The sequence below is a fragment of the Ochrobactrum soli genome (genome assembly GCF_003664555.1).
Lineage (GTDB): Bacteria > Pseudomonadota > Alphaproteobacteria > Rhizobiales > Rhizobiaceae > Brucella > Brucella teleogrylli.
In genome coordinates this window covers 40,315-65,050 of the sequence record NZ_RCHH01000002.1, presented here as the reverse complement: position 1 = coordinate 65,050, position 24,736 = coordinate 40,315, and the positions used below count along the sequence as shown (strand labels likewise).

The window sequence follows — 24,736 nt, the reverse complement described above, 5'->3', positions numbered from 1 at the left end:
AATGCGGTCAAGCTTGAAGTCCCGATGCTGAACGAAATGCCCGGATGGGCGCAAACAGGCTGCTACATGTCACAGGATTATGTTCGGATTTCAATCCGGGTAGCGCCAATCAATCGAAATATGAGGACAATATTTGATAAAATTTTCGTTTACGGCAAAAACCGCGCTGCCTTTCGGCGCACGGTTTTGCCAACTACGCATGGCAATCTCACCGGACTAAACGCTGGTGAGAGATACATAAAGCTCCGGTACGCAATACCAGATCCGGAGCATCGAGAGAGGCTCAGCCTGTCTCGAGCTCCTTTTTATCCGAACATCGTTACCGTACGGTTAGCAGACGATTAAGCAAATCTAAACATTGCCTTTTTTGGGCAAGTTTTTCACGGATGTGATGTTTTTTTACTTGGCGTCGGATTTTGCCCGCAAATGATTGATGATGCCGGAGAAATCTTCGCCACCATGACCTTCACCGTCGAAAAGCGCGTAAATCGCTTCGGCATGGGCACCAAGCGGCGTTTCCGCGCCCGCACTTTTCGCCGCTTCCTGCGATAGCTTGAGGTCTTTCAACATGAGTGCTGCGGCAAAGCCCGGTTTGTAGTCGCGATTGGCGGGGGAGGTCGGCACCGGCCCCGGGACAGGGCAATAAGTGGTGAGCGACCAGCATTGGCCCGACGAGGTTGAGGCCACGTCGAAAAGCGCCTGATGCGAAAGGCCGAGCTTTTCGGCCAGCACGAAGGCCTCGCTGACGCCGATCATCGAAATGCCGAGAATCATATTGTTGCAGATCTTGGCGGCCTGTCCGGCTCCATCGCCGCCGCAATGCACAATCTTGCCAGCCATTGGCTTGAGGATCGGTTCGCCACGCTCGAAGGCCTTGTCGCTGCCGCCCGCCATGAAAGTGAGTGTGCCTGCGGCTGCACCGCCGGTGCCGCCCGAAACCGGCGCATCGATGGAGAGGTGACCGTGGCTGGCAGCGAGAGCATGCGCCTTGCGTGCTGAATCGACGTCAATCGTGGAGCAATCAATGAAAAGCGAGTCTTTACGGGCCGTAGGCGCGATTTCCTCATAAACGGCGAGAACATGCTTGCCTGCGGGCAGCATGGTTATAACTGCGTCTACGTCGGCCACGGCTTCCACCGCGCTCGCGGCGATCTGCAATCCATTGGCGCGGGCTTCTTCAAGATGCTGCGGCAACAGATCGAAGCCGCGCACCGTATGTCCGGCCTTGACCAGATTTGCCGCCATCGGGCCGCCCATATTGCCGAGGCCGATGAATGCGATAGTGGCCATGATAAACTCCTCCGTATAAGTGCTGTTCAGCGCCCGATCATATGCCTTGCAATGATCACGCGCATGATTTCGTTGGTGCCTTCCAGAATCTGGTGCACGCGCAGGTCGCGAACCAGCTTTTCGATCCCATAATCGTGAAGGTAACCATAACCGCCAAAAAGCTGCAGCGCTTCATTGGCGACATTGAAGCCCGTGTCGGTCACAAACCGCTTGGCCATCGCCGACCATTTGCCAGCATCGTGGGTTTTGCGGTCGAGCTTGCTGGCGGCGGCATAAAGCAGCAGGCGCGCTGCCGAAAGTTCCGTCTCCATGTCCGCAAGGCGAAACTGCAGGGCCTGAAAACGGTCGATCGTTTGTCCGAAGGCTCTGCGTTCACCGCAATATTCCAGCGCCTTGTCGAGCGCGGATTGCGCGCCACCAAGCGAACAGGCACCTATATTCAGACGCCCGCCGTCAAGACCCGCCATGGCGATCTTGAAGCCGGTGCCTTCATTGCCAAGCCGATTTTCCACCGGCACGCGGCAGTTGTCGAAAATGACGGTTCGCGTCGGCTGACAGTTCCAGCCCATCTTGTATTCATTGGCGCCAAACGACAGGCCGGGTGCATCTTTCGGCACAATGAGGGTGGAAATACCCTTCGGACCGTCCTCGCCGGTACGCACCATGGTGACGTAGATGTCAGTCTCTCCGGCGCCGGAAATAAACTGCTTGGCGCCGTTGATGACATATTGATCGCCGTCCCGCGTCGCACGGGTGCGAAGGGCGGCGGCGTCCGAGCCGGACCCCGGTTCGGTCAGGCAGTAGCTGGCAAGCCAGTCCATCGCTGTCAGCTTGGGCAGAAACTGCTGTCGTTGCGCTTCGTTGCCGAATGTGTCGATCATCCACGCAGCCATGTTGTGGATTGAAACAAAGGCCGAGAATGACGGGCAGGCCGCTGCGAGCGCTTCGAAAATAAGCACTGCATCCATGCGTTTCAGCGCTGATCCGCCAACATCTTCGCGGACGTAAATGCCGCCCATGCCGAGCGATCCGGTCTCGCGGAGTGCATCAACCGGGAAATGCTTGTCGCGGTCCCATTGCAGCGCGTGGGGTGCAATCCGGTCGCTGGCGAAGCCGCGCGCCATTTCCTGAATGGCAAGCTGTTCTTCATTCAGCTCGAACTGGTTTTGTTCGGCAGCATCCATGGTTTCCTCCCTCAGCTTTGAAAGTTGAGTACCGCTCCTCTGTTGTGGACTAGAGCATAAGACCGGATGGCTGCCAACGCTCTATTGGAATAATCTTGCTCACATTTGTAATAAACTGATGCGCATTTTTGCATAGAAGGTGTGTCGTTGAACGCTTCGGATGTGCTGTAAAGCATAGGCTGCGACCCAGATTGCCATGGCTTGCCGTTTCGGCTACGCAGGTCCTATGGTACGGGCAATTATGTTTCAGGGAACGGGGTCTGATGTCGGCAAGAGCGTGCTTGTCGCTGGGCTCTGTCGTGTGGCGCGCAATCGCGGATTGAAGGTCCGCCCGTTCAAGCCTCAGAACATGTCGAACAACGCTGCTGTCAGTGACGACGGCGGCGAAATCGGTCGTGCCCAATGGTTGCAGGCACTGGCGTCGGGCGTGCCATCCTCGGTGCATATGAACCCGGTTTTGCTTAAACCTCAGACAGATATGGGCAGCCAGATCGTGGTGCAGGGTCAGGTGCGTGGCGAGGCACGCGGGCGCTATTATCAGGAATTGAAGCCGCAGTTGATGGCGTCGGTGATGGAGTCCTTTTCCATCGTCAGTGAAGGCGCTGATCTCGTGCTGATCGAAGGTGCGGGGTCGCCCGCGGAAATCAACCTTCGGGCGGGCGACATTGCGAATATGGGTTTCGCAACGCAGGCAGATGTGCCGGTGGTGCTGGTCGGCGACATTGATCGGGGCGGGGTGATCGCCTCTCTGGTCGGAACCCATACAATTTTGTCGGACGAAGACCGCGCCATGGTGCGCGGTTTCATCATCAACAAGTTTCGTGGTGATATTTCTCTGTTCGATGACGGGCTGGAAGCAATCGAACGCTTCACCGGCTGGCGCTCGTTCGGTGTGGTTCCGTGGCTAAAGGCGGTTTCCAGATTGCCTGCCGAGGATTCGGTGGTTCTGGAGCGCGCCGTGCGCAGTGCTGACAAGGCGCTAAAAGTTGCGGTGCCGATGTTGCCGCGCATCGCCAATTTTGACGATCTGGACCCGCTGAAAGCCGAGCCTGCGGTGGAGGTGGTCATGGTGCCGCCCGGTACGTCTCTTCCGCCCGATGCCGGGCTGGTTGTACTGCCGGGAACGAAATCCACGATCACCGATCTGCTGGCTTTCCGTGAAAACGGTTGGGATCGCGATCTGGTACAGCACGTGAAGCGGGGCGGACATGTGCTGGGTATCTGCGGCGGGTTTCAGATGCTGGGGCGCAGCATCCATGACCCGCACGGTATCGAAGGGCAGGTGCGCGAAGCAGAAGGGCTGGGGCTGCTCGACATCGAGACGGTCATGGAGCCGGAAAAAGTCGTCCGCAATGTGAAGGCGACTTCGCTGCTCTATGATGCGCCGCTCGAGGGATATGAAATTCATGTTGGCCGCACGACAGGTGCGGATATGTTCAGGCCTTTCGCGCGCATCGAAAATCATGATGACGGTGCGATATCTGCCGATGGCCGCATCATGGGCACTTATTTACATGGTGTTTTCGGTGCGGATCGTTTTCGGCAGCAATTTCTCGCAGCGCTAGGTGTTGAGGGCGGAATAGGCAATTACCGCCTGAGCGTCGAAGCGGCGCTGGATGAACTGGCGGAAGGGCTGGAAGCCTGTCTCGATATCGATGCGTTGTTTTCGCTGATCTGACACAACTGTACTCGTTCAGTCTCGATAGTTTCACGTATCAGGGCTATTTTTTGGTCTGATATGACAATAAATCTTAATTATATATAAATTTCAGATAATTCTAATATACTGTATCGTATAAAAATTTATACTGGCATTTTTACCATCTCGTTTCATTCAAAATATATTTAAAATTATAATGAGGCTATTTTGATATTGAGGTTTTTATATCAAAATCATCATATTGTTTTTCGCCGTCATCTCTACGTATATTCACTCTTGGCGGTCAATGCATTGTTCATTGTTTCGCCTCAGGTCGATTTGATTACCAGCCGATATTTTTTCAAACACGGGGATTTTTCCGCGTCGAATTCACCGGCTTGGGTCGCCCTTAGGGATTTCCACCGTGTCAGTCAGTGTTGGTTGCTGGCTGCAATGCTGGTTTTGATCGGTTTCTACGCGTTGTGGCGGCGCCCCATCCTTTCTATCGCCCCTCACAAGGTGCTTTATGTGCTTCTGACCTTTGCGCTTGGCCCAGGCATCGTAACGCAAAGCCTGAAGTTGCTGATCGGAAGAGCGCGGCCACGACATCTGCTGGAATTTGGCGGCTCAATGAATTTTACACCGGCCTGGCAGATGGCTGCGACATGTAGCAAAAACTGCTCATTTCCGTCGGGAGAGGGCGCTGCTGCGGCTGCGATGCTGTCGCTTTTAATATTCGTTCCTGAACGCTGGCGCGTTATGTCCGCCGCGATTTTCATTCCAATCCTCATGCTGATTTCCATGAACCGTGTTTTCATGGGCGCGCATTTTCTATCGGATGTGGTGATCGCATGGAGTTTGGTGGTGGGCGTGATGTTGTGGCTCTGGCCCAGGATCAATGCCAAGGCGGAGACCATCGACCGCTGGGTTCGGCGCAAGGGGCAATTTCTGCGCCCTCGCGCTGATTGACGGCCTATCAGCAAAGGCTTAATGTCCGCGCATGTGACAGGTTTTCGCCGGACGAATCTGGTGAAACCAAGAGGGAATGCGAAGGACGGACCCAATCAGGGCGTTTCTATCGCAGCCGACCCCGCGACTGTAGAGCGGAGAGGAATGAAGCCAAGCCGGGCAACCGGCAGCCACTGGAACATCACGTTCCGGGAAGGCGGTGACATTACCGACGACCCGCGAGCCAGGAGACCTGCCTGTTGCAGAAGGGTATTTTACCCGCGCCCCATGGGAGGTTTTTCCCTGCTGCCTGCACGGAGGTTGTCATGGCTGCACGTATGAATAATTCTGTCTCCGCTACTATTCCCCTGCCTTTGGCTGCGCGCCTCGGTACGGCGGTGGTCTCCCTGCTTCTCGGCGCGTTTCTTATCTATGGCGTTGGCATTGCGCATTCGGATGCGCTGCACGATTCAGCGCATGATACCCGCCATTCTTACGGTTTTCCCTGCCATTGATGCTTTGCATCGACATTGTGAGCCGCGCCCTTGGCCGGTTTGCATGGGGAAATGACCATATGTCTGTTTTTCTAGGAAGCTGACATTGCAGAGCGTCGGATAGCGTTTGCTACCGACGGGCTTTGCAGCTGGGGAATTGAAATGTTGATCCGTTATCTCTTGGCCACGCTTGCTGCGGGCCTTCTGGCAGGGCTTCTGGTGACGCCTGCCATGTATCTCAAAACCGTGCCGCTGATCATTCAGGCGGAAGTTTACGAAGAGGCGGGCGGCGGCCATAGCCACGGACCGGCGGAAGCCGCGCCGCATGAACACGCCGCTGAGACGCCTGCCCATGACCATGCGGCAACTGCCGCGCCGGAGGAAGAAGGAGCCGGAGCAGAACTGCCTTTCGGTCGCCTTGGCAATACAATCCTCGCCAATCTTGTTGCGGGTGCCGGTTTTGCACTGCTGCTTGGCGGTATCGCGCTGCTGATTGGTCGCCCGATCACCGTGCAGAACGGGCTTTACTGGGGCATGGCCGGTTTCTTTGCGGTGGCATTCTTGCCTGCGCTCGGTCTGTCGCCGGAACTGCCAGCCATGCCTGCCGACGATCTTGCAGAGCGCCAGCTTTGGTGGATTTCGACGGTTGTTCTCAGCGGCGTCGGCCTTTATCTCATCGTGCTGCGCGGAGAAATCTGGGCAAAACTGCTCGGCCTCATCGCCATTATTGCGCCGCATCTCTATGGCGCGCCGCATCCTGAGGATATTGCGTCGCCTATTCCGTCGCTGCTTGCGTCGCAATATGCGGTCGCCTCGCTGGCGACGAACCTGTTCATGTGGGCGGTGATTGGTCTGGCGCTTGGCTGGTTCATCCAGCATTACGCCTCATCGGAACTGGAAGGCTGAAAGCATGGCTCTGCCCGGAAAAATAACCTTTGTTCTTGGCGGAGCCCGTTCAGGCAAATCGTCCTATGCCGAAAAACTGGTTGAAGCCTCCGGGCTTCAGCCGGTCTATCTGGCGACTGGTCGGGCCTTCGACGGAGAAATGGAAAGTCGCATCGCGGTGCATCGCGACCGGCGCGGCACGCAATGGCAAACAGTCGAAGAGCCGTTCGAGCTGAAGGGCGCGCTTTTGCAACAGGCACAATCGTCCAGATTTGTGCTGGTTGACTGCCTGACCTTGTGGGTCACCAATCTCATGATGGCCGAACGCGACATTGCTGCGGAAGGGCGTGATCTGGTGACCGCGCTTTCTGAGCTGGGCGGGCCGGTTGTTTTCGTCTCCAACGAGGTGGGTCTTGGCATCGTGCCGGAAAACCGCATGGCGCGGGAATTTCGCGATCATGCAGGCTTTTTGCATCAGGCCATCGCTGCGGCGGCAGACGAAGTTTATTTCATGGCGGCGGGCTTGCCGCTCAAGATGAAGGGATAATTTTATGCAGGGCCAAAAGATACCGGCGACCGTGATTACCGGGTTTCTCGGATCGGGGAAGACCACGATGATCCGCAATCTGCTTGAAAACGCCAATGGCAAGCGCATTGCGCTGATCATCAATGAATTTGGCGATCTTGGTGTCGATGGCGGTATTCTGAAAGGTTGCGGCATCGAAACCTGCCGCGAGGAAGATGTGATCGAACTCAACAATGGCTGCATTTGCTGCACCGTTGCGGACGATTTCATCCCGACCATGACCAAGCTGCTCGACCGCGCGGATCGCCCGGATCACATCGTCATCGAGACCTCCGGCCTCGCTTTGCCACAGCCGCTTGTGGCTGCCTTCAACTGGCCGGAAATCAAGACGCAGGTGACTGTGGATGGTGTGGTCACGGTGATCGATGCCGCCGCTGTCGCCGAAGGCCGCTTCGCTGATGATCATGACAAGGTGGATGCGCAGCGCGCCGCCGATGAATCACTGGACCATGAAAGCCCGCTGGAAGAGCTGTTTGAAGATCAGATTCATGCGGCCGACTTGATCGTGCTCAACAAGGCCGACCTGATCGATGCCTCAAGCCTCGATAGCGTGAAGGCGGATGTTGCCGAGCGCTCGTCGCGCCGCGTCAACATGGTGCCTGCAAGCTTCGGCAAGCTTGGCGCTGATGTGCTGCTTGGTCTTGGCGTTGGTACGGAAGACGATATCGCCAACCGCAAGTCGCATCATGAAATTCATCATGCCGATGGTCACGAGCATGATCATGATGAATTCGAGAGCTTTGTGGTCGAGGCCGGTTCCGTGTCGGACCCGAAGGCTTTTGCCGAAGAGCTGAAGACCATCATCGCCGACCATGATGTTCTGCGCCTCAAGGGCTTTGTCGATGTGCCCGGCAAGCCGATGCGTCTAGTGGTGCAGGCTGTCGGCCCGCGTATCGAGCATTACTTCGACCGCCCATGGGGCAAGGATGAAGCCCGTTCGACGCGTCTCGTTGTCATCGGCCTGCATGAGATCGATGAAACCGCCATTACCAAGGCCGTGAAAGACGCAGTTTTGTAATGCATCTTCTGCTTGCCCAGAAAGGAACGATCAGCGACGGCAATGAGGCCGTCGATCTCGGCCAGACGCCCGGTGACATTCTGTTCCTTTCCGCCGCCGACACGGAGCTGGCCAGTCTTGCGCAGGCGCACCGCGCTGAGCCAAACGGGCCAAGCCTGCGGCTCGCCAGTTTTCTGAGCCTGACGCATCCTATGTCCGTCGATGCTTATGTCGAGCGGACGGTGCGTCATGCAAAGCTGATTGTCGTGCGCATTATCGGCGGTGAAACCTACTGGCCCTATGGGCTGGAAGCACTTCATGCCTGCGCTGTGAACAACGGCGTCAAGATCGCGGTGCTTCCGGGCGACGACAAGCCGGATCATGGGTTGGATCGCTTTTCGACGGTTGCAAACGCTGACCGTGACGCGTTGTGGCGCTATCTGATTGAGGGCGGCGCTTCCAACATGCGCGCTTTCCTCGATTATTGCGCCGCGCTGATCCACGGCGGCGAAAAGCCAGCCGAAGCCGCGCCACTGCTCAAGGCGGGGCTTTGGTGGCCGGGCGAGGCGGTGGTTTCGCTCGATCTCATCAGCAGTCGTTGGATCGAGAATGCACCCGTTGCGGCAATCGTCTTCTATCGCGCGCTGGTGCAAAGCGGCCAGACTCAGCCGGTTGAAGCACTAATTACGGGTTTGCAGGCGGAAGGCATCAACCCGCTGCCTCTGTTCGTCTCCAGCCTCAAGGACCGGCTGTCCGCTGCCGTGGTGGACGGTGTTTTCGAAGATTGCGCGCCGGATATCGTGCTGAACGCGACCGGCTTTGCCATTTCGTCGCCAGGTGCTGAGCGCAAGCCGACGGTACTCGACAAGCGCGGCAACATGGTTTTGCAGGTGATTTTTTCGGGCACGCCAAAGGCGGTCTGGCAGGCATCGCAGCAGGGACTGCTGGCCCGCGATCTCGCCATGAATGTTGCCTTGCCGGAAGTGGACGGGCGCGTCCTGTCGCGTGCGGTTTCGTTCAAATCGGCGCGGCAGTTCGATGCGGCGGTGGAGGCGAATATCGTCACCCATGAGCCCGATGAAAACCGCGTGACTTTTGTTGCGAAACTCGCGGCGAACTGGGTCCGACTGAAGCGGAAGAAGGCCGGGGAACGCCGTGTGGCGTTAATCCTCGCCAACTATCCCAACCGTGACGGGCGGCTTGGCAACGGTGTCGGTCTGGATACGCCTGCCGGAACGGTTGAGACGCTCAGGGCCATGGCCGATGCGGGCTATCAGACTGGCGAAGTGCCTGCTGATGGCGATGCGCTGATGCAGCTTTTGATGGCAGGGCCGACCAATGCCGCGCGCGATGGGCGCGAGATTCGCGAAACCATTTCGCTCAATCAATACAACGACTTTTTCAAAAAGCTTCCCAATGCGATTCAGGCGGAAATCACCGCCCGCTGGGGCGAGCCGGAAAGCGATCCATTCTACGACCGGGAACGCATTGCTTTTGCGCTGCCGCTGATGCGGCTTGGCGAAACGCTGACCGGCATTCAGCCCGCCCGCGGCTACAATATCGATCCGAAGGAAAGCTATCATTCGCCGGATCTGGTGCCGCCACATGGCTATATCGCATTCTATGCTTATTTGCGCGCCGTGGCGAATGTCGATGCCATTGTTCATATGGGCAAGCACGGCAATCTCGAATGGCTTCCGGGCAAGGCGCTGGCGCTGTCGGAACACTGCTATCCGGAAGCTGTGTTCGGGCCCACGCCGCATATCTATCCGTTTATCGTCAACGATCCGGGCGAGGGCACACAAGCGAAGCGCCGTGCGGGTGCGGTGATTATCGATCACCTGACGCCGCCTTTGACCCGCGCCGAAAGCTACGGCCCGCTGAAAGATCTCGAAGCGCTGGTCGATGAATATTACGAAGCCTCGGGCGTCGATCCACGCCGTTTGTTGCGGCTCAAGGGGCAGATTCTCGATCTGGTGCGCGATATCGGCCTCGACCGCGATGCGGGCATTCACGACCATGACGATGAAGATATGGCGCTGCAAAAGCTCGACGCCTATCTCTGCGATTTGAAGGAAATGCAGATCCGCGACGGGCTGCATATTTTCGGGCAAGCGCCTCAAGCGCGGCTTTTGACCGATCTTCTGGTGGCGCTGGCCCGTGTTCCGCGTGGTGTGCCGGTTTCGCTTGGCGGGAGTGCCGGTGACCAGAGCTTGCAGCGCGCCATTGCGGCTGATGCGGGGCTGGATGAAGGTTTCGATCCGCTGGATTGCAACATGGCCGATCCGTGGACAGGGCCGAAGCCGGAATTGCTGGCCGAGGTTAGTCCGGCGACTTGGCGCATCACGGGCGATACGGTGGAACGTATTGAACTTCTGGCAGCAAAGCTTGTCTCGGGCGAGCAGGCTTGTCCGCAAGACTGGCAACAGACGGGTGCCGTGTTGCAAGCGATCGTCGATCATCTGCGCCCCAGCGTTCTTGCCTGTGGCCCCGCAGAAATCGAAGGACTGTTGGCTGCGCTCGATGGGTGCTTCGTGCCGCCGGGACCATCCGGCGCGCCAACGCGCGGACGGCCCGATGTCTTGCCAACAGGGCGTAATTTCTTCTCGACTGACAGTCGTGCGGTGCCAACACCTGCCGCGTGGGAACTCGGACGCAAATCGGCGGAACTGTTGGTTACCCGCTATACGCAAGACCATGGCGAATGGCCGACCTCCTTCGGTCTCACGGCTTGGGGCACATCCAATATGCGCACTGGCGGCGACGACATTGCGCAGGCGCTGGCGCTGATCGGCGTCAAGCCGGTCTGGGATATGGCCTCGCGGCGCGTCACCGGCTACGAAATCGTGCCGCCCGCTATGCTTGGGCGTCCGCGTGTGGACGTGACCTTGCGCATATCGGGCTTTTTCCGTGATGCGTTTCCCGAACAGATCGCCTTGTTCGACAAGGCCGTGCGTGCGGTGGGAGCGCTCGCCGAAGACGCGGAAGACAATCCGATTGCGGCGCGCATGGCGGCAGAGCAGGTGCGTCTTGTGGCCAGTGGAGTCGATGAAAAGACGGCGCAACGCCGTGCAGGCTATCGCGTGTTCGGCTCGAAGCCCGGTGCCTATGGCGCTGGATTGCAGGCGCTGATCGACGAAAACGGTTGGGTTGGGCGCAACGATCTGGCGGAAGCCTGGCTTGTCTGGGGCGGCTATGCCTATGGCGCGGGCGAGGAGGGGCAGGCAGAGCGTGGCCTTCTCGAAGAGCGCCTGCGTTCGGTGCAGGCCGTCGTGCAGAATCAGGACAATCGCGAGCATGATCTTCTCGACAGCGACGACTATTACCAGTTCGAAGGCGGTATGGCCGCGACGGTGGAAAACCTGACCGGTGCCATGCCAACGGTTTATCACAACGATCATTCGCGACCGGAAAAGCCGGTGATCCGCACGCTTGAGGAAGAGCTTTCGCGGGTGGTGCGCGGACGCGCCTCAAACCCGAAATGGATCGCGGGCGTGATGCGCCACGGCTATAAGGGGGCGGCGGAAATCGCAGCGACGGTCGATTATCTGTTCGCCTTTGCGGCGACCACCGGAAAAGTCGGGAACCATCATTTCGAGGCGGTCTATCAGGCCTATATCGCCGACAAGGCGGTGCATGATTTCATGGCTGAAAAGAACCCGGCAGCGCTGGCGGAAACCGCCGCGAAGCTGAACGATGCCATCGAGCGCGGTTTCTGGACGCCGCGTTCGAATTCAGCGCGGTTCATATTGGAAAATCTTCAGAAGTTGAATCCGGAAAGGGCGACAAATGGCTGAGAAATCTGAAAAACTTCTGTCGATGACGGAAGAAGAGCTGAATGCGCGCCATGCCGACAAGATGCGCAAGAAGAAGGCCGCGCGCGACAAGATACAAGCCACCAAGACCGAGGAAAAGGGTCTTGTGATTGTCCATACCGGCAAGGGCAAGGGCAAATCCACTGCCGGTTTTGGCATGGTGTTCCGCGCGCTCGGTCACGGTATGAAGATCGGCGTTGTGCAGTTCGTCAAAGGATCGTGGGACACCGGCGAACGCTGGGTTCTGGAAAAATTTCCCGATCAGGTGACGATTTCGGCACTGGGCGAAGGCTTTACCTGGGAGACGCAGGATCGCAGCCGCGATATTGCCATGGCGCGTGGCGCATGGGAGCAGGCCAAGGCCATGATCATGGACGAAGAGATCGACATGGTGCTTTGCGACGAACTGAATATTGTTCTGCGCTATGATTATCTGCCCGTGGAAGAGATCATCGAAGTGCTGAAAGCCAAGCCGGAAATGAAGCACGTCATCGTGACTGGTCGGAACGCAAAAGATGAGCTGATAGAGGTGGCCGACCTTGTCACGGAGATGGAAATGATCAAGCATCCGTTCCGTTCGGGCGTGAAAGCCCAGAAGGGGATAGAGTTCTGATCATGTTAGCAAGCTGGCAGTTCTGGGCGTTGATGTCGGCGGTATTCGCCGCGCTGACCGCGATTTTCGCAAAGGTCGGCATTCAGGGCATCAATTCGGACTTTGCAACACTGGTCCGCACCTTTGTTATTATCGGCGCGCTGTGCCTGTTTCTGACGATCACCGGCCAATGGCAAAGGCCGGGTGAGATTTCTGCCAGGTCGTGGCTGTTTCTCGTCCTGTCCGGTCTGGCGACTGGCGCGTCCTGGCTTGCCTATTTCCGCGCCTTGCAAATTGGCGATGCGGCGCGCGTCGCGCCGGTCGACAAGCTTTCGGTGGTGCTTGTTGCGCTGTTCGGCGCTGTGTTTCTCGGTGAGCGCATGTCGACTATCAACTGGTTCGGCATCGTGCTGATCGGCTGTGGCGTGGTGCTGGTGGCGCTACGGGTTTAGAACCCAACCCATTGCCGGAGCGGATTGGTCGGGTCCATCAGAAGGCGCACAGCCAGAGCGAGGCTAACCACGATCAACAGCGGCTTGATCATGCGCGATCCAACCTTCATCGCCAGACTTGCGCCAATCTGCGCGCCGATGAACTGCGCAATGCCCATGCAGATACCGATTTTCCAGTTGATGACGCCGACAGCCGCAAAAGTCGCAAAGCCGCCGACATTGGAGGCGCAGTTCAAAAGCTTCGTATGGGCTGTCGCTTTCAGCACGCCGTAGCCCGCCAGCGCCACGAAAGCCAGCATGAAAAACGATCCGGTGCCCGGACCGAACACGCCGTCATAAAAGCCGATCAGCGGCACGATGGTCATGCCGAACAGGAACGGGCCGATGCGGCGGGAACGGTCGATATCGCCGATATTTGGTTTCAGCGCGAAATAAAGGGCGATTGCCATCAACAGCAGCGGCAGCGCGGCGCGCATGATTGCGACCGGCAGAACTGTTGCGAGCAGTGCGCCGAAAACCGAACCGACGAGTGAAGCAAGCGCTTCCTGCCATTGCTCGCGAATGTTCACGTAACCCTTGCGGGCATAGGCGATTGTCGCCGAAGACGAGCCGAACAGACCCTGCAACTTGTTGGTGCCAAGCGCTTCCACCGGAGGAATGCCCGCAAGCAGCAAGGCGGGAATGGTAATCATGCCGCCACCGCCGGCAATGGAATCGATGATGCCAGCGATGAACGCGGCAGCCGTCAGGAGCAGGGTGAGTGTATCGAAGAATTCTAGCATGGAGAGGGTCCGGGAACTGATGTCGCAACATAACGTTGTTTTCCCGATCCGCCAGCATTAATGATGTGCTTCTAACCACGAACCCGGAGGGGCGCCTATGAGCGAAAGCATCTTCGACCGCATTAGCGCATTTTTGAACAAGAAGAGTGCCGTGCAGCGTGTTGCCGATGATCCGGCGCTGGCTTCCGAATTGCTCCTGCTTCTGCACGTTGTGTTCGCCGATGGCGACCAGCATCCGGCGGAAATTGCTGCCTTCAAGGAAATCGCCTTCAAGAATTTCGGCATCGCGGCGGAAGATATTCCGGAAGTGGCCGAATATCTGAAGGATTTCGCTTACGAAACCACCACCAAGCAGGCCGCCAACATGCTGGCCGAAATGGCGCCCGAACGGCGTCTGTCGTTGTTGCGCGATCTGATGACGATTGCCTGCGCCGATAATCGCATCGATAAATCGGAAACGGTGCTGATCCAGCGTGTTGCCGATGTGCTGGGCATCAAGCGCGAGGAATTGCAGCAGGCGCAACGGGGCTCGCCCTGTGGGGCGTGAGGCGCGGCTTGCCGTTCTGGGGATGGGCAGTTCTTCAGGGGCGACGCTTGGCGAACTGATGGCGCTTGCGGGCACTGTCCTATCCCAGTGTGGTCTGCGCAAACCCGATATGATCGCGACACTGGCATCGAAAGCCGGTGATTCCGTTTGGGCGGAACTTGCCGCTCATTACGATTGTGCTTTGCGCTTCTTCGAGGCGGGGCGTCTGGAAGAAGAAACGCCGCGTCTCGTCAATCCTTCCGAAGCAGTGTTCCGGACTGTCGGATGCCATGGCGTGGCGGAAGCTGCCGCGCTTGCCGGGGCGGGGCCGACGGCAAAGCTCGTCGTTCACAAGACCGGCCTGCTGCACGCCACCGCTGCGCTGGCTGTGGCGGGACAAGAAAACAGGTAAGACAAGTGACCGTTCATTTCATTGGCGCCGGTCCGGGCGCGGCAGATCTCATCACTGTGCGCGGCCTGCGGCTGATCGAAAAATGCCCTGTGTGTATTTATGCAGGATCGCTGGTGCCAAAAGATGTGGTTGCTTCCGCTCCCGCCGATGCGCGCCTCGTCGACAGCTCATCCATGACGCTCGATGAAATCATCGCGGAAATGGCGGCAGCCCACGCGAAGGGGCAGGATGTCGCCCGCGTTCATTCCGGTGATCCGTCAATTTACGGCGCGGTCGCCGAACAGATGCGCAGGCTCGACGCGCTGGGCATTCCATATGATGTGACACCGGGCGTTCCCGCTTTTGTCGCCGCCGCCGCCGCGATGAAACAAGAACTGACGATCCCGGAAGTCAACCAGACGATCATTCTCACCCGCACGTCGATGAAATCCTCGGCGATGCCGGAGGGGGAAGACCTCGCCACGCTTGGTCGTTCCGGGGCCACCTTGGTCATTCATCTGTCGATCCGCAATCTTGGCAAGATCGAACGCGAACTGACGCCGCTTTATGGTGCGGATTGCCCGGTTGTGGTGGCTTATCGCGTCGGTTGGCCGGATGAACTCATCCTGCGCGGCACGCTGTCGGATATTGCCGGAAAGATCGAAGCAGCCGATTTGAAGCGGACCGCGATGATTTTTGTCGGGCGCGGGCTCGATCCGAAGAATTTTCGGGATTCGGCGCTCTATCACGAAGCGCACAGCCATGCGGCGCGCTCAAAATCCGAAGTGTAAGCGAATAAGCCGGATTGTTTCTTCCACTGTCTCCGTGACATGTTCAGCCATGACCGGAGGGCGGGCGATCATCATGACGGGCAAAGCGAGATCGCGCGCGGCCCTGATCTTGGCATAAGATGTGTCGCCACCGGAATTGCGACAGACAATCAGCCCGATGCGCTTTTCCGTCAGAAATTGCGTTTCCTGCGCGTGAGTGCCCGGTCTGGCCAGAACAATTTCACACGTCTTTGGTAAGGGCGCGTCGGTCGGGTCGATCATGCGCATGATGAAATGCGCGTCGGCACGGGTTGCGAAAGGCGCGATATGCTGACGCCCGAGCGCGAGGAACACGCGTTCGCCCGCCGGGATCAGTCTTGCAGCTTCTTCTTCATTGGCCACAGTGATCCACTGGTCGCCATTCTGCTGCACCCATTGCGAGCGCTCAAGCCGGAGCAGGGACGTGCCGGTCAATGCGGTTGCCGTCACCGCATTTTGAGAAATGCGCGCGGCATAGGGATGCGTGGCATCAATGACGTAGTCGATTTTCTCAGCCGTGATATAGGCGGCAAGACCGTCAGCGCCGCCGAAACCGCCGCTGCGCACCGGACCGGGCAGAGGTGCCGGATTGGCGGTGCGCCCCGCAAGAGAGGTCATGACTGCAACCGGCCAGGTCGAAAGCTCCTGCGCCAGCTGTGCAGCTTCCGTTGTGCCGCCCAGAATGAGAACCTTGGGTTTAGACACGGGCAAGGATTGTTCCCGCCCGGTCAGTCACGATGATTTCCACATCGACAGGTGCGCCACGGAGAGTCGCGAGCGCGGTTTCCTTCGCCTTGACGGCAATCGGCGTGGCGATATCGATGCCGATTGCCTTTGTCATATCAAGCACTTCCTTGGCGGTGTTCGCAAAGAGAATCCGGTCCTTGAGGTTTCCCGGTGCGCCAGCCTGTTCGGCGATCTCTGCCAGAAAGCTCATGTCCACCTGACTGCGTGCCGAATGCAGGTCGAGCGCACCCTGCGCCAGCTTGGTGAGCTTGGCGAAGCCGCCTGCGATCGTCAGCCTGTCGATCGGGTGATCGCGCAGATATTTAAGCACGCCGCCTGCAAAATCTCCCATATCGAGAATGGCGAAATCCGGCAGATCGTAGATCGCCTGCGCGGCATCTTCCGATGTCGATCCCGTCGCGCCAAGCACATGCCTTTGGCCTGCCGCCCGCGCCACATCGATACCGCGATGAATGGAGTGAATCCAGGCAGAGCATGAGAAGGGATGCACGACGCCGGTGGTGCCGAGGATGGAAATGCCGCCGACAATGCCAAGACGCGGGTTCCACGTCTTCTTGGCGATTTCCTCGCCGTCGGGCACAGAAATGGTGATGACGAGATCGGCAGGGAGGCCGTATTCGGCGCAGATTTCCTCGCAGATTTCGGTCATCATGCGGCGCGGAACGGGGTTGATCGCGGCTTCGCCCGGTGGAATGGGCAGTCCGGCCCGCGTCACGGTGCCAACACCTTCGCCAGCGCGAAAGACCACGCCGGTTCCGGGTGGAGCGGGAAAGACGGTGGAAATGATCGTCGCGCCATGGGTGACATCGGGGTCGTCGCCCGCATCCTTGACGATACCCGCCATGGCGTAACCTTCGCCAAGTCCTTCATAGGCCAGCTGGAAATAGGGCACTTCCCCCTTCGGCAGGATGATTCCAACCGGGTCGGGAAATTCGCCGGTAATAAGCGCCGTCAGCGCCGCCTTGGTGGCAGCGGTTGCGCACGCGCCCGTGGTCCAGCCACGTCTAAGCTCGCTTTTTCCAAGCTTTTTATTGGGGTCTGCGGTTTCGTCACTCATGGATGCCTTATAAAGTATCTGATAGCAGTGCCGCCAGATTTATTAATGGTTGAAGCGAATGAGCGGAATCGGATCGACGACAGAACGGGGCATTGCCCTGCCAGCGATGGAGCCGGGCCATGTCTGGCTGGTTGGCGCCGGGCCGGGCGACCCGGGTTTGCTGACGCTCCATGCCGTCAATGCGCTGCAACAGGCGGATGTCATCGTCTATGACGCGCTGGTGGACGAAGCCTGTTTGTCTCTGAAAAACGAACAGGCGGTGCTGGAATATGCGGGCAAGCGGGGCGGCAAGCCGTCGCCCAAGCAGCGCGATATTTCACTTCGGCTTGTGGAACTGGCGCGGCAGGGCAAGAAAGTCCTGCGCCTCAAGGGCGGCGATCCTTTTGTTTTCGGTCGTGGAGCGGAAGAAGCGCTGACGCTGGTGGAACATGGCGTGCCGTTTCGCATCGTTCCCGGTATCACGGCGGGGATCGGCGGACTGGCCTATGCGGGCATTGCCGCCACGCATCGCGATATCAACCAGTCGGTGACGTTCCTGACCGGACACGATGCGACGGGATTGCTGCCCGACCGCATTAATTGGAATGGCATCGCAAAATCGTCACCGGTTATTGTCATGTATATGGCGATGAAACATATCGATCTCATCACGGCGCGGCTGATCGTTGCCGGACGTTCGCCAGACGAACCGGTCGCTTTTGTCTGCAATGCCAGCCTGCCAGAACAGACCGTTCTCGAAACGACGCTGGCGCGCGCGGCCAGCGATGTTGAGGCTGCGGGGCTCAAGCCGCCTGCCATCGTGGTGGTGGGAGAGGTGGTCCGGTTGCGCGGTGGTCTCGATTGGATCGCCGCCGCACAAGGCCGCCAGCTCGTCAGCGATCCCTTGGATATCAGACGCGGAGGCGAAAGCGCATGAAGGGTTTTATGATCGCCGCGCCCTCGTCCGGTTCGGGCAAGACGACGGTAACGCTTGGTTTGTTGCGCGCCCTGAAGCGGGCCGATGTGGCGCTTGCGCCAGTCAAGACGGGACCAGATTATATCGATCCCGCCTATCACAAGGCGGCAAGTGGCGTGGAATGCTTCAATCTCGATCCATGGGCGATGCGCATGGAACTGATCAGCGCCCTGTCGGCACGGATGACCGAAGGTGGAAAGGTGCTGATCGCCGAGGGCATGATGGGTCTCTTCGATGGCGCGCTGGACGGGCAGGGCTCTTCCGCCGATCTGGCAAGGCTGCTCGATTTGCCGGTGGTGCTGGTGGTGGATTGCGCGAAACAGTCCCATTCCATCGCAGCGTTGGTTTCCGGTTTCAGCCGGTTCCGCAAGGATGTTTTCGTTGCGGGAGTTCTGCTTAATCGTGTCGGCAGTGCGCGCCATGAGGCCATGTTGCGTGATGCCCTGAAGCCGCTCGGCATTCCCGTTTTGGGTGCATTGCCGCGCGATGCAGCGCTGGCTTTGCCGGAACGCCATCTGGGGCTTGTGCAGGCGGGCGAACATGCCGATCTCGAACGCTTTCTCGATCACGCCGCCGATAGGATTGAGGCGCATGTCGATCTTGCTGCTCTGCAGCGCATCTGGTCGGCACCGAAACGCTTCGATCCGATGGCCAACGTGCCGCGTCTTCTGCCGCTCGGCAGTCGCATTGCGGTTGCGTGTGATGATGCTTTCGCCTTTGCCTATACGCATCTTTTCGAGGGCTGGCGCAGGCGCGGGGCGGAAATTTCCTTCTTCTCGCCTCTGGCTGATGAAACCCCGTCGCCAGACGCCGATGCGGTCTATCTGCCGGGCGGCTATCCTGAACTCCATGCGGAACGGCTTGTCGCCGCGCAGAATTTCCAGAACGGTATCAGGGCTGCGGCAGCGCGCGGCGTGACGATCTATGGCGAGTGCGGCGGCTATATGGTGCTGGGCGAGACGCTGGAAGATGCCAGCGGCAAACAGCATCCAATGCTGGGTCTTTTGCCGCTGGAAACCAGTTTTTCCAAACGCAAGCTGCATCTGGGCTATCGCGTTCTGGAGCCATTGAGCGGGTCGCCCTGGCAGGTGCCGCTGAAAGGCCACGAATTTCATTATGCCAGCACCACGCACGAAGGCGCGGCGGACAGGCTGTTTAAAGTCCGCGATGCGGCGGGGGTTGATGTGGGCGATGCCGGGCTGCGGGTCGGATCGGTCGCTGGTTCCTTCATGCATGTCATCGATTTTTCCGGAGACCGTGCGTGACATCCAGCATTGAACATGGCGGCGCGCTCGACAAGGCGATTGCGCGTTTTGGCGGCACATCGGGCGATTGGCTCGACCTTTCGACCGGGATCAATCCCGAGCACTATCCCTTGCCGTTCATTTCAGCCGAGGTCTGGAACCGCTTGCCGGATGAAGGTCTGCTGCGCCAGACGCTTGAACTTGCACGAAACTATTATCGCATACCGGCAGGCGCACCTATCGTTGCCGCACCCGGCACGCAAGCGCTGATCCAGATTATTCCGACTCTGGCGCAACCTGCGACGGTCGCCGTTTTGACGCCGACTTATCAGGAACATGCGGCTTCATTCGCCGCCTCTGGCTGGCAGGTCGCGGAATGTGCTGGCATTGCCGATATTCCCGACAGTGCGACGGTTGCGGTCATCGTCAATCCCAACAATCCCGACGGAAGGGTAATTGCTGCAGATGAGCTGCGCGCTCTGGCCCGGACTTTGGGCGCGAGAGGTGGTTTTCTGGTGGTGGATGAGGCTTTTGCCGATCCGCATCCCGAAGTCAGCGTCGCGGCGCTGGCCTCCGACGAGCCTCTGATCGTACTGAAATCCTTCGGCAAGTTTTTCGGCCTGGCTGGCGTGCGTCTGGGGTTTGCCGTCGCGCAGGCTCGAATCGTCGACACGATCACGCGGCGCTTGGGTCCTTGGGCCGTGCCGGGACCGGCGCTTGTCATCGCTTCCGACGCTTTCGCGGGTGGCGAGACATTGCAGGCGTTTCGCAGGCGGATAGACATTCGGCGTCGGGAACTTTCCGATGTGCTTGCGCGATGCGGATTGTGGGAAGTCGGCGGCACCGCGCTGTTCTCGTTGGTCGCGCACGACAATGCGCACGGATTGCACGGGGCATTGTGCGAAAACCATATTCTCGTCCGCAAATTCGCCTATGCTCCGCATTGGTTGCGCATCGGCCTTGCCAATGACGATGCAGATCTTGCGCGTCTGGAACATGCGCTCATTCAATGTCTCGGAAAAGCAGCTTGAAAAAGTGATTCATGAATCTCGGTTAAATCCATGGAAATAAAGCTGATTATCCTGTCGCTGGCGCTCATCCTCGACCGCGTCGTCGGTGATCCGCCGCAGCTGTGGCACAGGCTGCCGCATCCGGTGGTGCTGTTCGGCAAGGCAATTTCCTGGGGTGAGAAGCGTTTCAACGACCGCACGCTGCCGGACGCGGTCCTGCGCCGGAACGGTATGTGGCTGACCATCGCGCTGGTCGCGGCCTGTATTCTGCTGGGGCTGGCGATCGAAAGCCTGCTGCCCTTTGCGGGCTCTGCCGGGGCCGTGGCGGAAATTCTCATCGTGGCGGTGCTTCTGGCGCAAAAGAGCCTCGCCGATCATGTCGGGGCGGTTGCGCGCGGGCTGCGCGACGCGGGCATCGACGGCGGGCGCAAGGCGGTTTCGATGATCGTCGGGCGCAATCCCGAGCAGCTGAGCGAAGGCGGTGTCAGTCGAGCGGCCATTGAAAGTCTGGCGGAAAACGTCTCGGACGGCATTGTTGCTCCGGCATTCTGGTTTCTTGTTGGCGGTCTGCCGGGACTGTTCGCCTACAAGATGATCAATACCGCCGATTCGATGATCGGCCATCTCAATGATCGCTATCGACACTTCGGGCGTTTCGCTGCAAAGCTGGACGATGTTGCCAATTATATTCCGGCGCGCTTGACTGGCCTTCTGGCCGCGCTTGCAACTGCACCGACCCGGAGCAGGGGAGCAGCAAAGGCAGCGTTTTCGGTCATGCGCAGCGATGCGCGCCTGCATCGTTCGCCCAATGCGGGCTGGCCGGAATCCGCTTTTGCCGGTGCGCTTGATCTGGCGCTCGCCGGTCCGCGTCAATATGGCGAAGAGAAAGTGGAAGGGCCGATGCTCAATGCATCGGGCAAGCGCGAAGCCAACGCGGCCGATATCGACGCGGCGCTGGACCTTTTCTGGGCGACGATGAGCCTGCTGACTAGCCTCGTTATCGTCGCAAGCCTCGCCGGACTTATCTATCGGCTGGTATGAAGCGCGAACCCTCGTAGCGCTGCAAGCGGTTCGGATTGTCTGTCCGCATGCCGTTGCCGTCGAACTTGATCGTGCCAAGCACCGTTTCGAAGGATGTATGGCGCAGCGTGTCGAGCACTGGCTGCTTTTGCTCATCGGCTTTGCTGACGGCATCGGCGGCGATCTGCACCGTTGCATAGCCGGTGATCGCATAGGCTTCGACAAAACGACCCGCCTGATGAAGCGCGTCGATTGCCGGTTTCGCGGTTGGCAAATCCTGCGGCTTCAGCGGCGCGGTCATCAATGTGCCTTCGCTCAAGCGTTGTGCGCCGGGTGCGGCGTCCAGCAGGCTGCTGCCTGCAATGACCAGCGGATAATTGAGCGAAGCAGCACTTGCGCCAATCGCGGCAATGTCGTCGCGTTCGCCGCCGACGTAGACATGGGTGGCGCCAGCGCGCTTAAGGCGGGCAACCAGCGCGTTTTGGTTTTCCAACCCGGGGCGATAGGTATCGGTGAAAACCGGCTGTAGCTGCTGCTCTTTCAAGCTGGCAAGAACCCGGCTTGCGCGCTCACGGCCTTCAATGGTGCCATCATCGATCACCGCGAAGGGCTGGGCGCGCCACAGACTGCCGAGAAAACTCGCCGTCGCCTGCGTTTCCTTTTCCAGTCCCGTGCTCAGGCGGAACACCGGCAGGGGCGTTGCGGCGCGGCGCTCGACAAGGGTTTGTTCGCTGACGCCGGATATGATCACCGGAATGTTGCGTTCGGCCAGAAGCGGGGCTGCGGCTTCGAGAGATTCGGCGCAGAGAAAGCCCGATGCGATGCGGACATTTTGCGCAATGAAGCGTTCTGCCGCCTCCTTGCCACCTTCCGCGTCGCAACGGTCATCGAAAATGACCAAGTCTGTGCTTCGTGTTTCGGCAGCCGCACGCGCGCCCTGCGCAAGCTGGTTGCCCAAGGGGGCGAAAGTGCCCGTCAAAGGTGCCGCCAGACCGATCCGGATGTTATCCGCATACGCCAATCCCGATCCTGCCAGCAACAGCATGGCAAGGCTTGTCAGAGTGGCAATGGGAAGCTTCCCAGACTCAATCACGTTATCGGTCTTCTTTATACAATTCGTGGCAATGTGATCGAAAAGTGGGTAGCGGTTTCCGCGCCTTTGTGCAATGCCCGTAATCTATGCCAGTATTTCGGCTAAATATTACGGTCGGCAACGGATCGATTCTGACGTGCAAACGATAAATAACATCATCTCCAGTGCGGCATCTGTGGAGCCCAAGGCTTACCGCGATGCCATGAGCCACTATGCAGGCGCGGTGCAAATCGTGACGACCGATGGCCCGGCAGGACGGCGCGGCCTGACATTGACGGCGGCCTGTTCGGTATCCGACGCTCCCGCGACAGTTCTGATCTGCCTTCAGAAGGTTCATGAAGACAATCGCCTGTTCATCGAAAACGGTGTCTTCGCAATCAACACGCTGGCTGGAACACATCAGCAACTGGCCGATGCCTTTTCCGGGCGCATCGGGTTGACACAGGATGAGCGCTTCGAACTGGCGACGTGGGACAGGCTTGCCACCGGCGCGCCGGTGCTGAGCGATGCGCTGGCGGCTTTCGACTGCCGGGTTGTCAGCATTCAGGATCATTCGACGCATCATGTGCTGTTTGGCGAAGTGATCGGCCTGCGGTCCAATGCCGATGCATCTGCGCTCATCTATCTGAACCGGCGCTATCACACGCTCGAATTGTGATCGGCTGACTGGAGGGGAGGAGGCAGAATGAAAATGCGATTGAACGCAACAGCGCAGGCTGGACTTGGGGGCATGGCAGCGCTGCTGTTGTCGGTGTCCGTAGCTTGGGCACAAGGGCCACTGCCGCCTTTCAAGGATGATGCCTTCGCCTATCCCGGCGTGTTGAGCAGCGCCGATGGCGGCGACTATAAAATCATTGATTACAACGAGATGCGCGACATCAATGGTCGCGATAGCGTGCCGGAAAAGCGCGTCAAGGACAGCTATGTCTCGCTGAAAGCGCGCGCCTATCAAAAGGATGTCACCTTTCAGACCGCGGCGGGGCCTGTGAAGGCCATGGTCGCTGGCAAGCAGCAGGGGGCATCCTTCATCGTAATCTATCTGCACGGTCGCGGCGGTAATCGCTTGCAGGGGATGAATGATTTCACCTTTGGCGGCAATTTCAACCGCGTCAAGAATTTGGCCGCGCTGAATGGCGGTCTCTATGTCACGCCGGATTTCAAGGATTTCGCGACTACGGGCGAAGCGCAGATTGCGGGGCTGATCGAGGCCTTGAAGGCGTCGTCGCCTTCCGCACCGCTGATCCTGTCCTGCGGTTCGCAGGGTGGTTCGCTTTGCTGGCGCATCGCGTCCAATGAAAAGGCTGGCGGAGAGCTTGCCGGGCTCATTCTGTTGGGTTCGCTGTGGGACGACGGTTTCTTCACATCGGCGACATTCAAGCGGCGTGTGCCGGTCTTCTTCGGACATGGCAGCCGCGATCCGGTTTTCGCTATTGACCGGCAGGAAGCTTTCTATGGGGAAATTCGCAAACGCGCGCCGGGCTATCCGGTACAGTTCCGGCGGTTCGAGTCCGGCAATCACGGTACGCCCATCCGCATGACCGACTGGCGGGAGATGGTAAACTGGATTCTCGCAAAACAGTGACGACAGTTTTGTGGATGCGAATCGAAATTCCGGCTCTGTGGCGTTCCTGCCACTCGACAATCGGCTAAAACCGAATAGTTATCGAAATTAAAATTTTACCTATCCAGCAGACCTAATGAGGAAGACCATTATGTACGGACGAGTCCGCACCGGAGCCCGTTTCCTTGCAATCGCCATGTTGGCCCCGCTTGCTGCCGCCTGTACGACGACCGCGCCGGTTGCCATCACCCCCGGCAAGACCGATTCCCCGGTGCCAGCGGCCAGCTCCTCGCTGCCAAGCTTCATTCCGACTCCGGTTAAGACGGTCGACTATTCCCTGGCGCAGCCTTGCATCACTGCCGCCGCCAACAAGTATTTCCTGCCGGAACGCGTGATCAGCGCTGTCGATTCCCGTCCGGGCGCCAATGGCGGTACGGATGTGGACCTGAAGGTCGATCTGCGCACCGCAGTCTGCCAGCTGACCGCCAAGGGCGGCGTGCGCGCGGTTATCGACACTTCGCCGAAGAGCGCCGATCAGGTTGCCGCTGAAGCTGCTGCCGCCAAGGCCGACGCAGCCGCAGCTGTCGCGCCGAAGAAGGCCAAGGCAAAGAAGAACTGATTCATTAAACTTAAATAAGTTACGAAAAAGGCAGGGATTT

At 58.8% G+C, this 24,736-nt stretch carries 25 protein-coding genes and 1 riboswitch; of the genes, 19 read left to right on the top strand and 6 right to left on the bottom strand.

The window, feature by feature from the left end; translation table 11 throughout:
* Window positions 1-399: 399 nt before the first annotated feature.
* Window positions 400-1,290, bottom strand: a complete 891-nt coding sequence (mmsB, locus tag D8666_RS03760) for a 3-hydroxyisobutyrate dehydrogenase (RefSeq protein WP_109369297.1) — start codon at window positions 1,288-1,290, stop codon at window positions 400-402.
* A 26-nt stretch (window positions 1,291-1,316) separates the two neighbouring features.
* Window positions 1,317-2,474 carry an isobutyryl-CoA dehydrogenase gene (locus D8666_RS03755; RefSeq protein WP_109369296.1) on the bottom strand — a complete coding sequence of 386 codons (1,158 nt, stop codon included), beginning with the start codon at window positions 2,472-2,474 and terminating at the stop codon, window positions 1,317-1,319.
* 226 nt (window positions 2,475-2,700) lie between these two features.
* Between D8666_RS03755 and D8666_RS03750 the strand changes: the two genes are divergently transcribed.
* The 9 genes from D8666_RS03750 (at window position 2,701) to D8666_RS03710 (ending at window position 12,882) form a co-directional block, all read left to right on the top strand.
* The gene (locus tag D8666_RS03750) at window positions 2,701-4,152 is read left to right on the top strand and encodes a cobyric acid synthase (protein ID WP_121536348.1); all 1,452 of its coding nucleotides are present in this window, start codon (window positions 2,701-2,703) and stop codon (window positions 4,150-4,152) included.
* Window positions 4,153-4,341: 189 nt separating this feature from the next.
* Window positions 4,342-5,082 carry a phosphatase PAP2 family protein gene (locus D8666_RS03745; RefSeq protein ID WP_124916209.1) on the top strand — a complete coding sequence of 247 codons (741 nt, stop codon included), beginning with the start codon at window positions 4,342-4,344 and terminating at the stop codon, window positions 5,080-5,082.
* 21 nt (window positions 5,083-5,103) lie between these two features.
* Window positions 5,104-5,336: riboswitch (cobalamin riboswitch) on the top strand.
* 51 nt (window positions 5,337-5,387) lie between these two features.
* Window positions 5,388-5,576, top strand: a complete 189-nt coding sequence (locus tag D8666_RS03740; protein ID WP_109369293.1) for a CbtB domain-containing protein — start codon at window positions 5,388-5,390, stop codon at window positions 5,574-5,576.
* A gap of 141 nt (window positions 5,577-5,717) precedes the next feature.
* Window positions 5,718-6,461 (top strand): CbtA family protein, encoded by a 744-nt coding sequence (locus tag D8666_RS03735; protein WP_109369292.1) that lies wholly within the window; start codon window positions 5,718-5,720, stop codon window positions 6,459-6,461.
* Between the two features lie 4 nt (window positions 6,462-6,465).
* On the top strand, window positions 6,466-6,987 hold the full coding sequence (cobU, locus tag D8666_RS03730) for a bifunctional adenosylcobinamide kinase/adenosylcobinamide-phosphate guanylyltransferase (protein WP_109369291.1): 522 nt from the start codon (window positions 6,466-6,468) through the stop codon (window positions 6,985-6,987).
* A gap of 4 nt (window positions 6,988-6,991) precedes the next feature.
* A complete protein-coding gene (cobW, locus tag D8666_RS03725) occupies window positions 6,992-8,044 on the top strand; it encodes a cobalamin biosynthesis protein CobW (protein WP_121536344.1) in 1,053 nt (350 codons plus the stop codon).
* Complete coding sequence (gene cobN / locus D8666_RS03720; RefSeq protein ID WP_109369289.1) at window positions 8,044-11,820, top strand: cobaltochelatase subunit CobN; 3,777 nt, start codon at window positions 8,044-8,046, stop codon at window positions 11,818-11,820. The genes cobW and cobN overlap by 1 nt, the downstream gene beginning before the upstream one ends.
* Window positions 11,813-12,451: a cob(I)yrinic acid a,c-diamide adenosyltransferase gene (gene cobO / locus D8666_RS03715; protein WP_109369288.1), complete on the top strand. Its 639-nt coding sequence runs from the start codon at window positions 11,813-11,815 to the stop codon at window positions 12,449-12,451. The genes cobN and cobO overlap by 8 nt, the downstream gene beginning before the upstream one ends.
* Before the next feature lie 2 nt (window positions 12,452-12,453).
* Window positions 12,454-12,882, top strand: a complete 429-nt coding sequence (locus D8666_RS03710) for an EamA family transporter (protein ID WP_109369287.1) — start codon at window positions 12,454-12,456, stop codon at window positions 12,880-12,882.
* On the opposite strand, the gene D8666_RS03705 is transcribed toward D8666_RS03710, so the two are convergent.
* Window positions 12,879-13,664: a TSUP family transporter gene (locus D8666_RS03705; protein WP_109369286.1), complete on the bottom strand. Its 786-nt coding sequence runs from the start codon at window positions 13,662-13,664 to the stop codon at window positions 12,879-12,881. The two genes, D8666_RS03710 and D8666_RS03705, sit on opposite strands and share 4 nt — an antisense overlap.
* A 97-nt stretch (window positions 13,665-13,761) precedes the next feature.
* Between D8666_RS03705 and D8666_RS03700 the strand changes: the two genes are divergently transcribed.
* The 3 genes from D8666_RS03700 to cobM are packed head-to-tail and all read left to right on the top strand — an operon-like array spanning window position 13,762 to window position 15,372.
* Window positions 13,762-14,211 carry a tellurite resistance TerB family protein gene (locus D8666_RS03700; protein ID WP_109369285.1) on the top strand — a complete coding sequence of 150 codons (450 nt, stop codon included), beginning with the start codon at window positions 13,762-13,764 and terminating at the stop codon, window positions 14,209-14,211.
* Window positions 14,212-14,233: 22 nt separating this feature from the next.
* Window positions 14,234-14,602 (top strand): cobalamin biosynthesis protein, encoded by a 369-nt coding sequence (locus tag D8666_RS03695; protein WP_109369284.1) that lies wholly within the window; start codon window positions 14,234-14,236, stop codon window positions 14,600-14,602.
* 5 nt (window positions 14,603-14,607) lie between these two features.
* Window positions 14,608-15,372, top strand: coding sequence for a precorrin-4 C(11)-methyltransferase (gene cobM, locus D8666_RS03690; protein ID WP_109369283.1), 765 nt, complete (start codon window positions 14,608-14,610; stop codon window positions 15,370-15,372).
* Here the strand turns inward: cobM and D8666_RS03685 are convergent.
* Together D8666_RS03685 and D8666_RS03680 are read right to left on the bottom strand one after the other, a co-directional pair.
* Window positions 15,355-16,101 (bottom strand): cobalt-precorrin-6A reductase, encoded by a 747-nt coding sequence (locus D8666_RS03685; protein ID WP_109369282.1) that lies wholly within the window; start codon window positions 16,099-16,101, stop codon window positions 15,355-15,357. The two genes, cobM and D8666_RS03685, sit on opposite strands and share 18 nt — an antisense overlap.
* Window positions 16,088-17,194, bottom strand: a complete 1,107-nt coding sequence (locus tag D8666_RS03680) for a cobalt-precorrin-5B (C(1))-methyltransferase (protein WP_109369281.1) — start codon at window positions 17,192-17,194, stop codon at window positions 16,088-16,090. The genes D8666_RS03685 and D8666_RS03680 overlap by 14 nt, the downstream gene beginning before the upstream one ends.
* A 58-nt stretch (window positions 17,195-17,252) precedes the next feature.
* Here D8666_RS03680 and cobA point away from each other — a divergent pair, with 58 nt between their 5' ends.
* Genes cobA through cbiB form a run of 4 tightly spaced genes read left to right on the top strand, consistent with a single transcriptional unit; the run spans window position 17,253 to window position 21,444 of the window.
* Window positions 17,253-18,110, top strand: coding sequence for a uroporphyrinogen-III C-methyltransferase (gene cobA, locus D8666_RS03675; RefSeq protein ID WP_121536342.1), 858 nt, complete (start codon window positions 17,253-17,255; stop codon window positions 18,108-18,110).
* A complete protein-coding gene (locus D8666_RS03670; protein ID WP_109369279.1) occupies window positions 18,107-19,414 on the top strand; it encodes a cobyrinic acid a,c-diamide synthase CobB in 1,308 nt (435 codons plus the stop codon). Before cobA ends, D8666_RS03670 begins: the two co-directional genes overlap by 4 nt.
* Complete coding sequence (gene cobD, locus D8666_RS03665) at window positions 19,411-20,424, top strand: threonine-phosphate decarboxylase CobD (protein WP_109369278.1); 1,014 nt, start codon at window positions 19,411-19,413, stop codon at window positions 20,422-20,424. The genes D8666_RS03670 and cobD overlap by 4 nt, the downstream gene beginning before the upstream one ends.
* A 30-nt stretch (window positions 20,425-20,454) precedes the next feature.
* Window positions 20,455-21,444, top strand: a complete 990-nt coding sequence (gene cbiB / locus D8666_RS03660; protein ID WP_121536340.1) for an adenosylcobinamide-phosphate synthase CbiB — start codon at window positions 20,455-20,457, stop codon at window positions 21,442-21,444.
* Here the strand turns inward: cbiB and D8666_RS03655 are convergent.
* Window positions 21,425-22,516: a branched-chain amino acid ABC transporter substrate-binding protein gene (locus D8666_RS03655; protein ID WP_371830789.1), complete on the bottom strand. Its 1,092-nt coding sequence runs from the start codon at window positions 22,514-22,516 to the stop codon at window positions 21,425-21,427. The two genes, cbiB and D8666_RS03655, sit on opposite strands and share 20 nt — an antisense overlap.
* A gap of 136 nt (window positions 22,517-22,652) precedes the next feature.
* On the opposite strand from D8666_RS03655, the gene D8666_RS03650 reads away from it, so the two are divergent.
* From D8666_RS03650 to D8666_RS03640, 3 genes are all read left to right on the top strand, one after another.
* Window positions 22,653-23,174, top strand: a complete 522-nt coding sequence (locus tag D8666_RS03650) for a flavin reductase family protein (protein WP_109370255.1) — start codon at window positions 22,653-22,655, stop codon at window positions 23,172-23,174.
* 33 nt (window positions 23,175-23,207) lie between these two features.
* Window positions 23,208-24,098, top strand: a complete 891-nt coding sequence (locus D8666_RS03645) for an alpha/beta hydrolase (protein ID WP_109370254.1) — start codon at window positions 23,208-23,210, stop codon at window positions 24,096-24,098.
* 130 nt (window positions 24,099-24,228) lie between these two features.
* Window positions 24,229-24,696, top strand: coding sequence for a hypothetical protein (locus D8666_RS03640; RefSeq protein ID WP_109369275.1), 468 nt, complete (start codon window positions 24,229-24,231; stop codon window positions 24,694-24,696).
* Window positions 24,697-24,736 lie beyond the last annotated feature (40 nt).

Bases quoted from the DNA above. Each gene is read 5' to 3' on its own strand.
- D8666_RS03645 (WP_109370254.1), top strand. From the start codon at position 23,208: ATGCGATTGAACGCAACAGCGCAGGCTGGACTTGGGGGCATGGCAGCG.
- D8666_RS03695 (WP_109369284.1), top strand. From the start codon at position 14,234: ATGGGCAGTTCTTCAGGGGCGACGCTTGGCGAACTGATGGCGCTTGCG.
- D8666_RS03735 (WP_109369292.1), top strand. From the start codon at position 5,718: ATGTTGATCCGTTATCTCTTGGCCACGCTTGCTGCGGGCCTTCTGGCA.
- cbiB (WP_121536340.1), top strand. From the start codon at position 20,455: ATGGAAATAAAGCTGATTATCCTGTCGCTGGCGCTCATCCTCGACCGC.
- D8666_RS03680 (WP_109369281.1), bottom strand. From the start codon at position 17,194: ATGAGTGACGAAACCGCAGACCCCAATAAAAAGCTTGGAAAAAGCGAG.
- D8666_RS03705 (WP_109369286.1), bottom strand. From the start codon at position 13,664: ATGCTAGAATTCTTCGATACACTCACCCTGCTCCTGACGGCTGCCGCG.
- D8666_RS03700 (WP_109369285.1), top strand. From the start codon at position 13,762: ATGAGCGAAAGCATCTTCGACCGCATTAGCGCATTTTTGAACAAGAAG.
- D8666_RS03710 (WP_109369287.1), top strand. From the start codon at position 12,454: ATGTTAGCAAGCTGGCAGTTCTGGGCGTTGATGTCGGCGGTATTCGCC.
- cobW (WP_121536344.1), top strand. From the start codon at position 6,992: ATGCAGGGCCAAAAGATACCGGCGACCGTGATTACCGGGTTTCTCGGA.
- D8666_RS03670 (WP_109369279.1), top strand. From the start codon at position 18,107: ATGAAGGGTTTTATGATCGCCGCGCCCTCGTCCGGTTCGGGCAAGACG.
- mmsB (WP_109369297.1), bottom strand. From the start codon at position 1,290: ATGGCCACTATCGCATTCATCGGCCTCGGCAATATGGGCGGCCCGATG.
- cobA (WP_121536342.1), top strand. From the start codon at position 17,253: ATGAGCGGAATCGGATCGACGACAGAACGGGGCATTGCCCTGCCAGCG.
- cobO (WP_109369288.1), top strand. From the start codon at position 11,813: ATGGCTGAGAAATCTGAAAAACTTCTGTCGATGACGGAAGAAGAGCTG.
- D8666_RS03640 (WP_109369275.1), top strand. From the start codon at position 24,229: ATGTACGGACGAGTCCGCACCGGAGCCCGTTTCCTTGCAATCGCCATG.
- cobU (WP_109369291.1), top strand. From the start codon at position 6,466: ATGGCTCTGCCCGGAAAAATAACCTTTGTTCTTGGCGGAGCCCGTTCA.
- cobN (WP_109369289.1), top strand. From the start codon at position 8,044: ATGCATCTTCTGCTTGCCCAGAAAGGAACGATCAGCGACGGCAATGAG.
- D8666_RS03740 (WP_109369293.1), top strand. From the start codon at position 5,388: ATGGCTGCACGTATGAATAATTCTGTCTCCGCTACTATTCCCCTGCCT.
- D8666_RS03755 (WP_109369296.1), bottom strand. From the start codon at position 2,474: ATGGATGCTGCCGAACAAAACCAGTTCGAGCTGAATGAAGAACAGCTT.
- D8666_RS03750 (WP_121536348.1), top strand. From the start codon at position 2,701: ATGGTACGGGCAATTATGTTTCAGGGAACGGGGTCTGATGTCGGCAAG.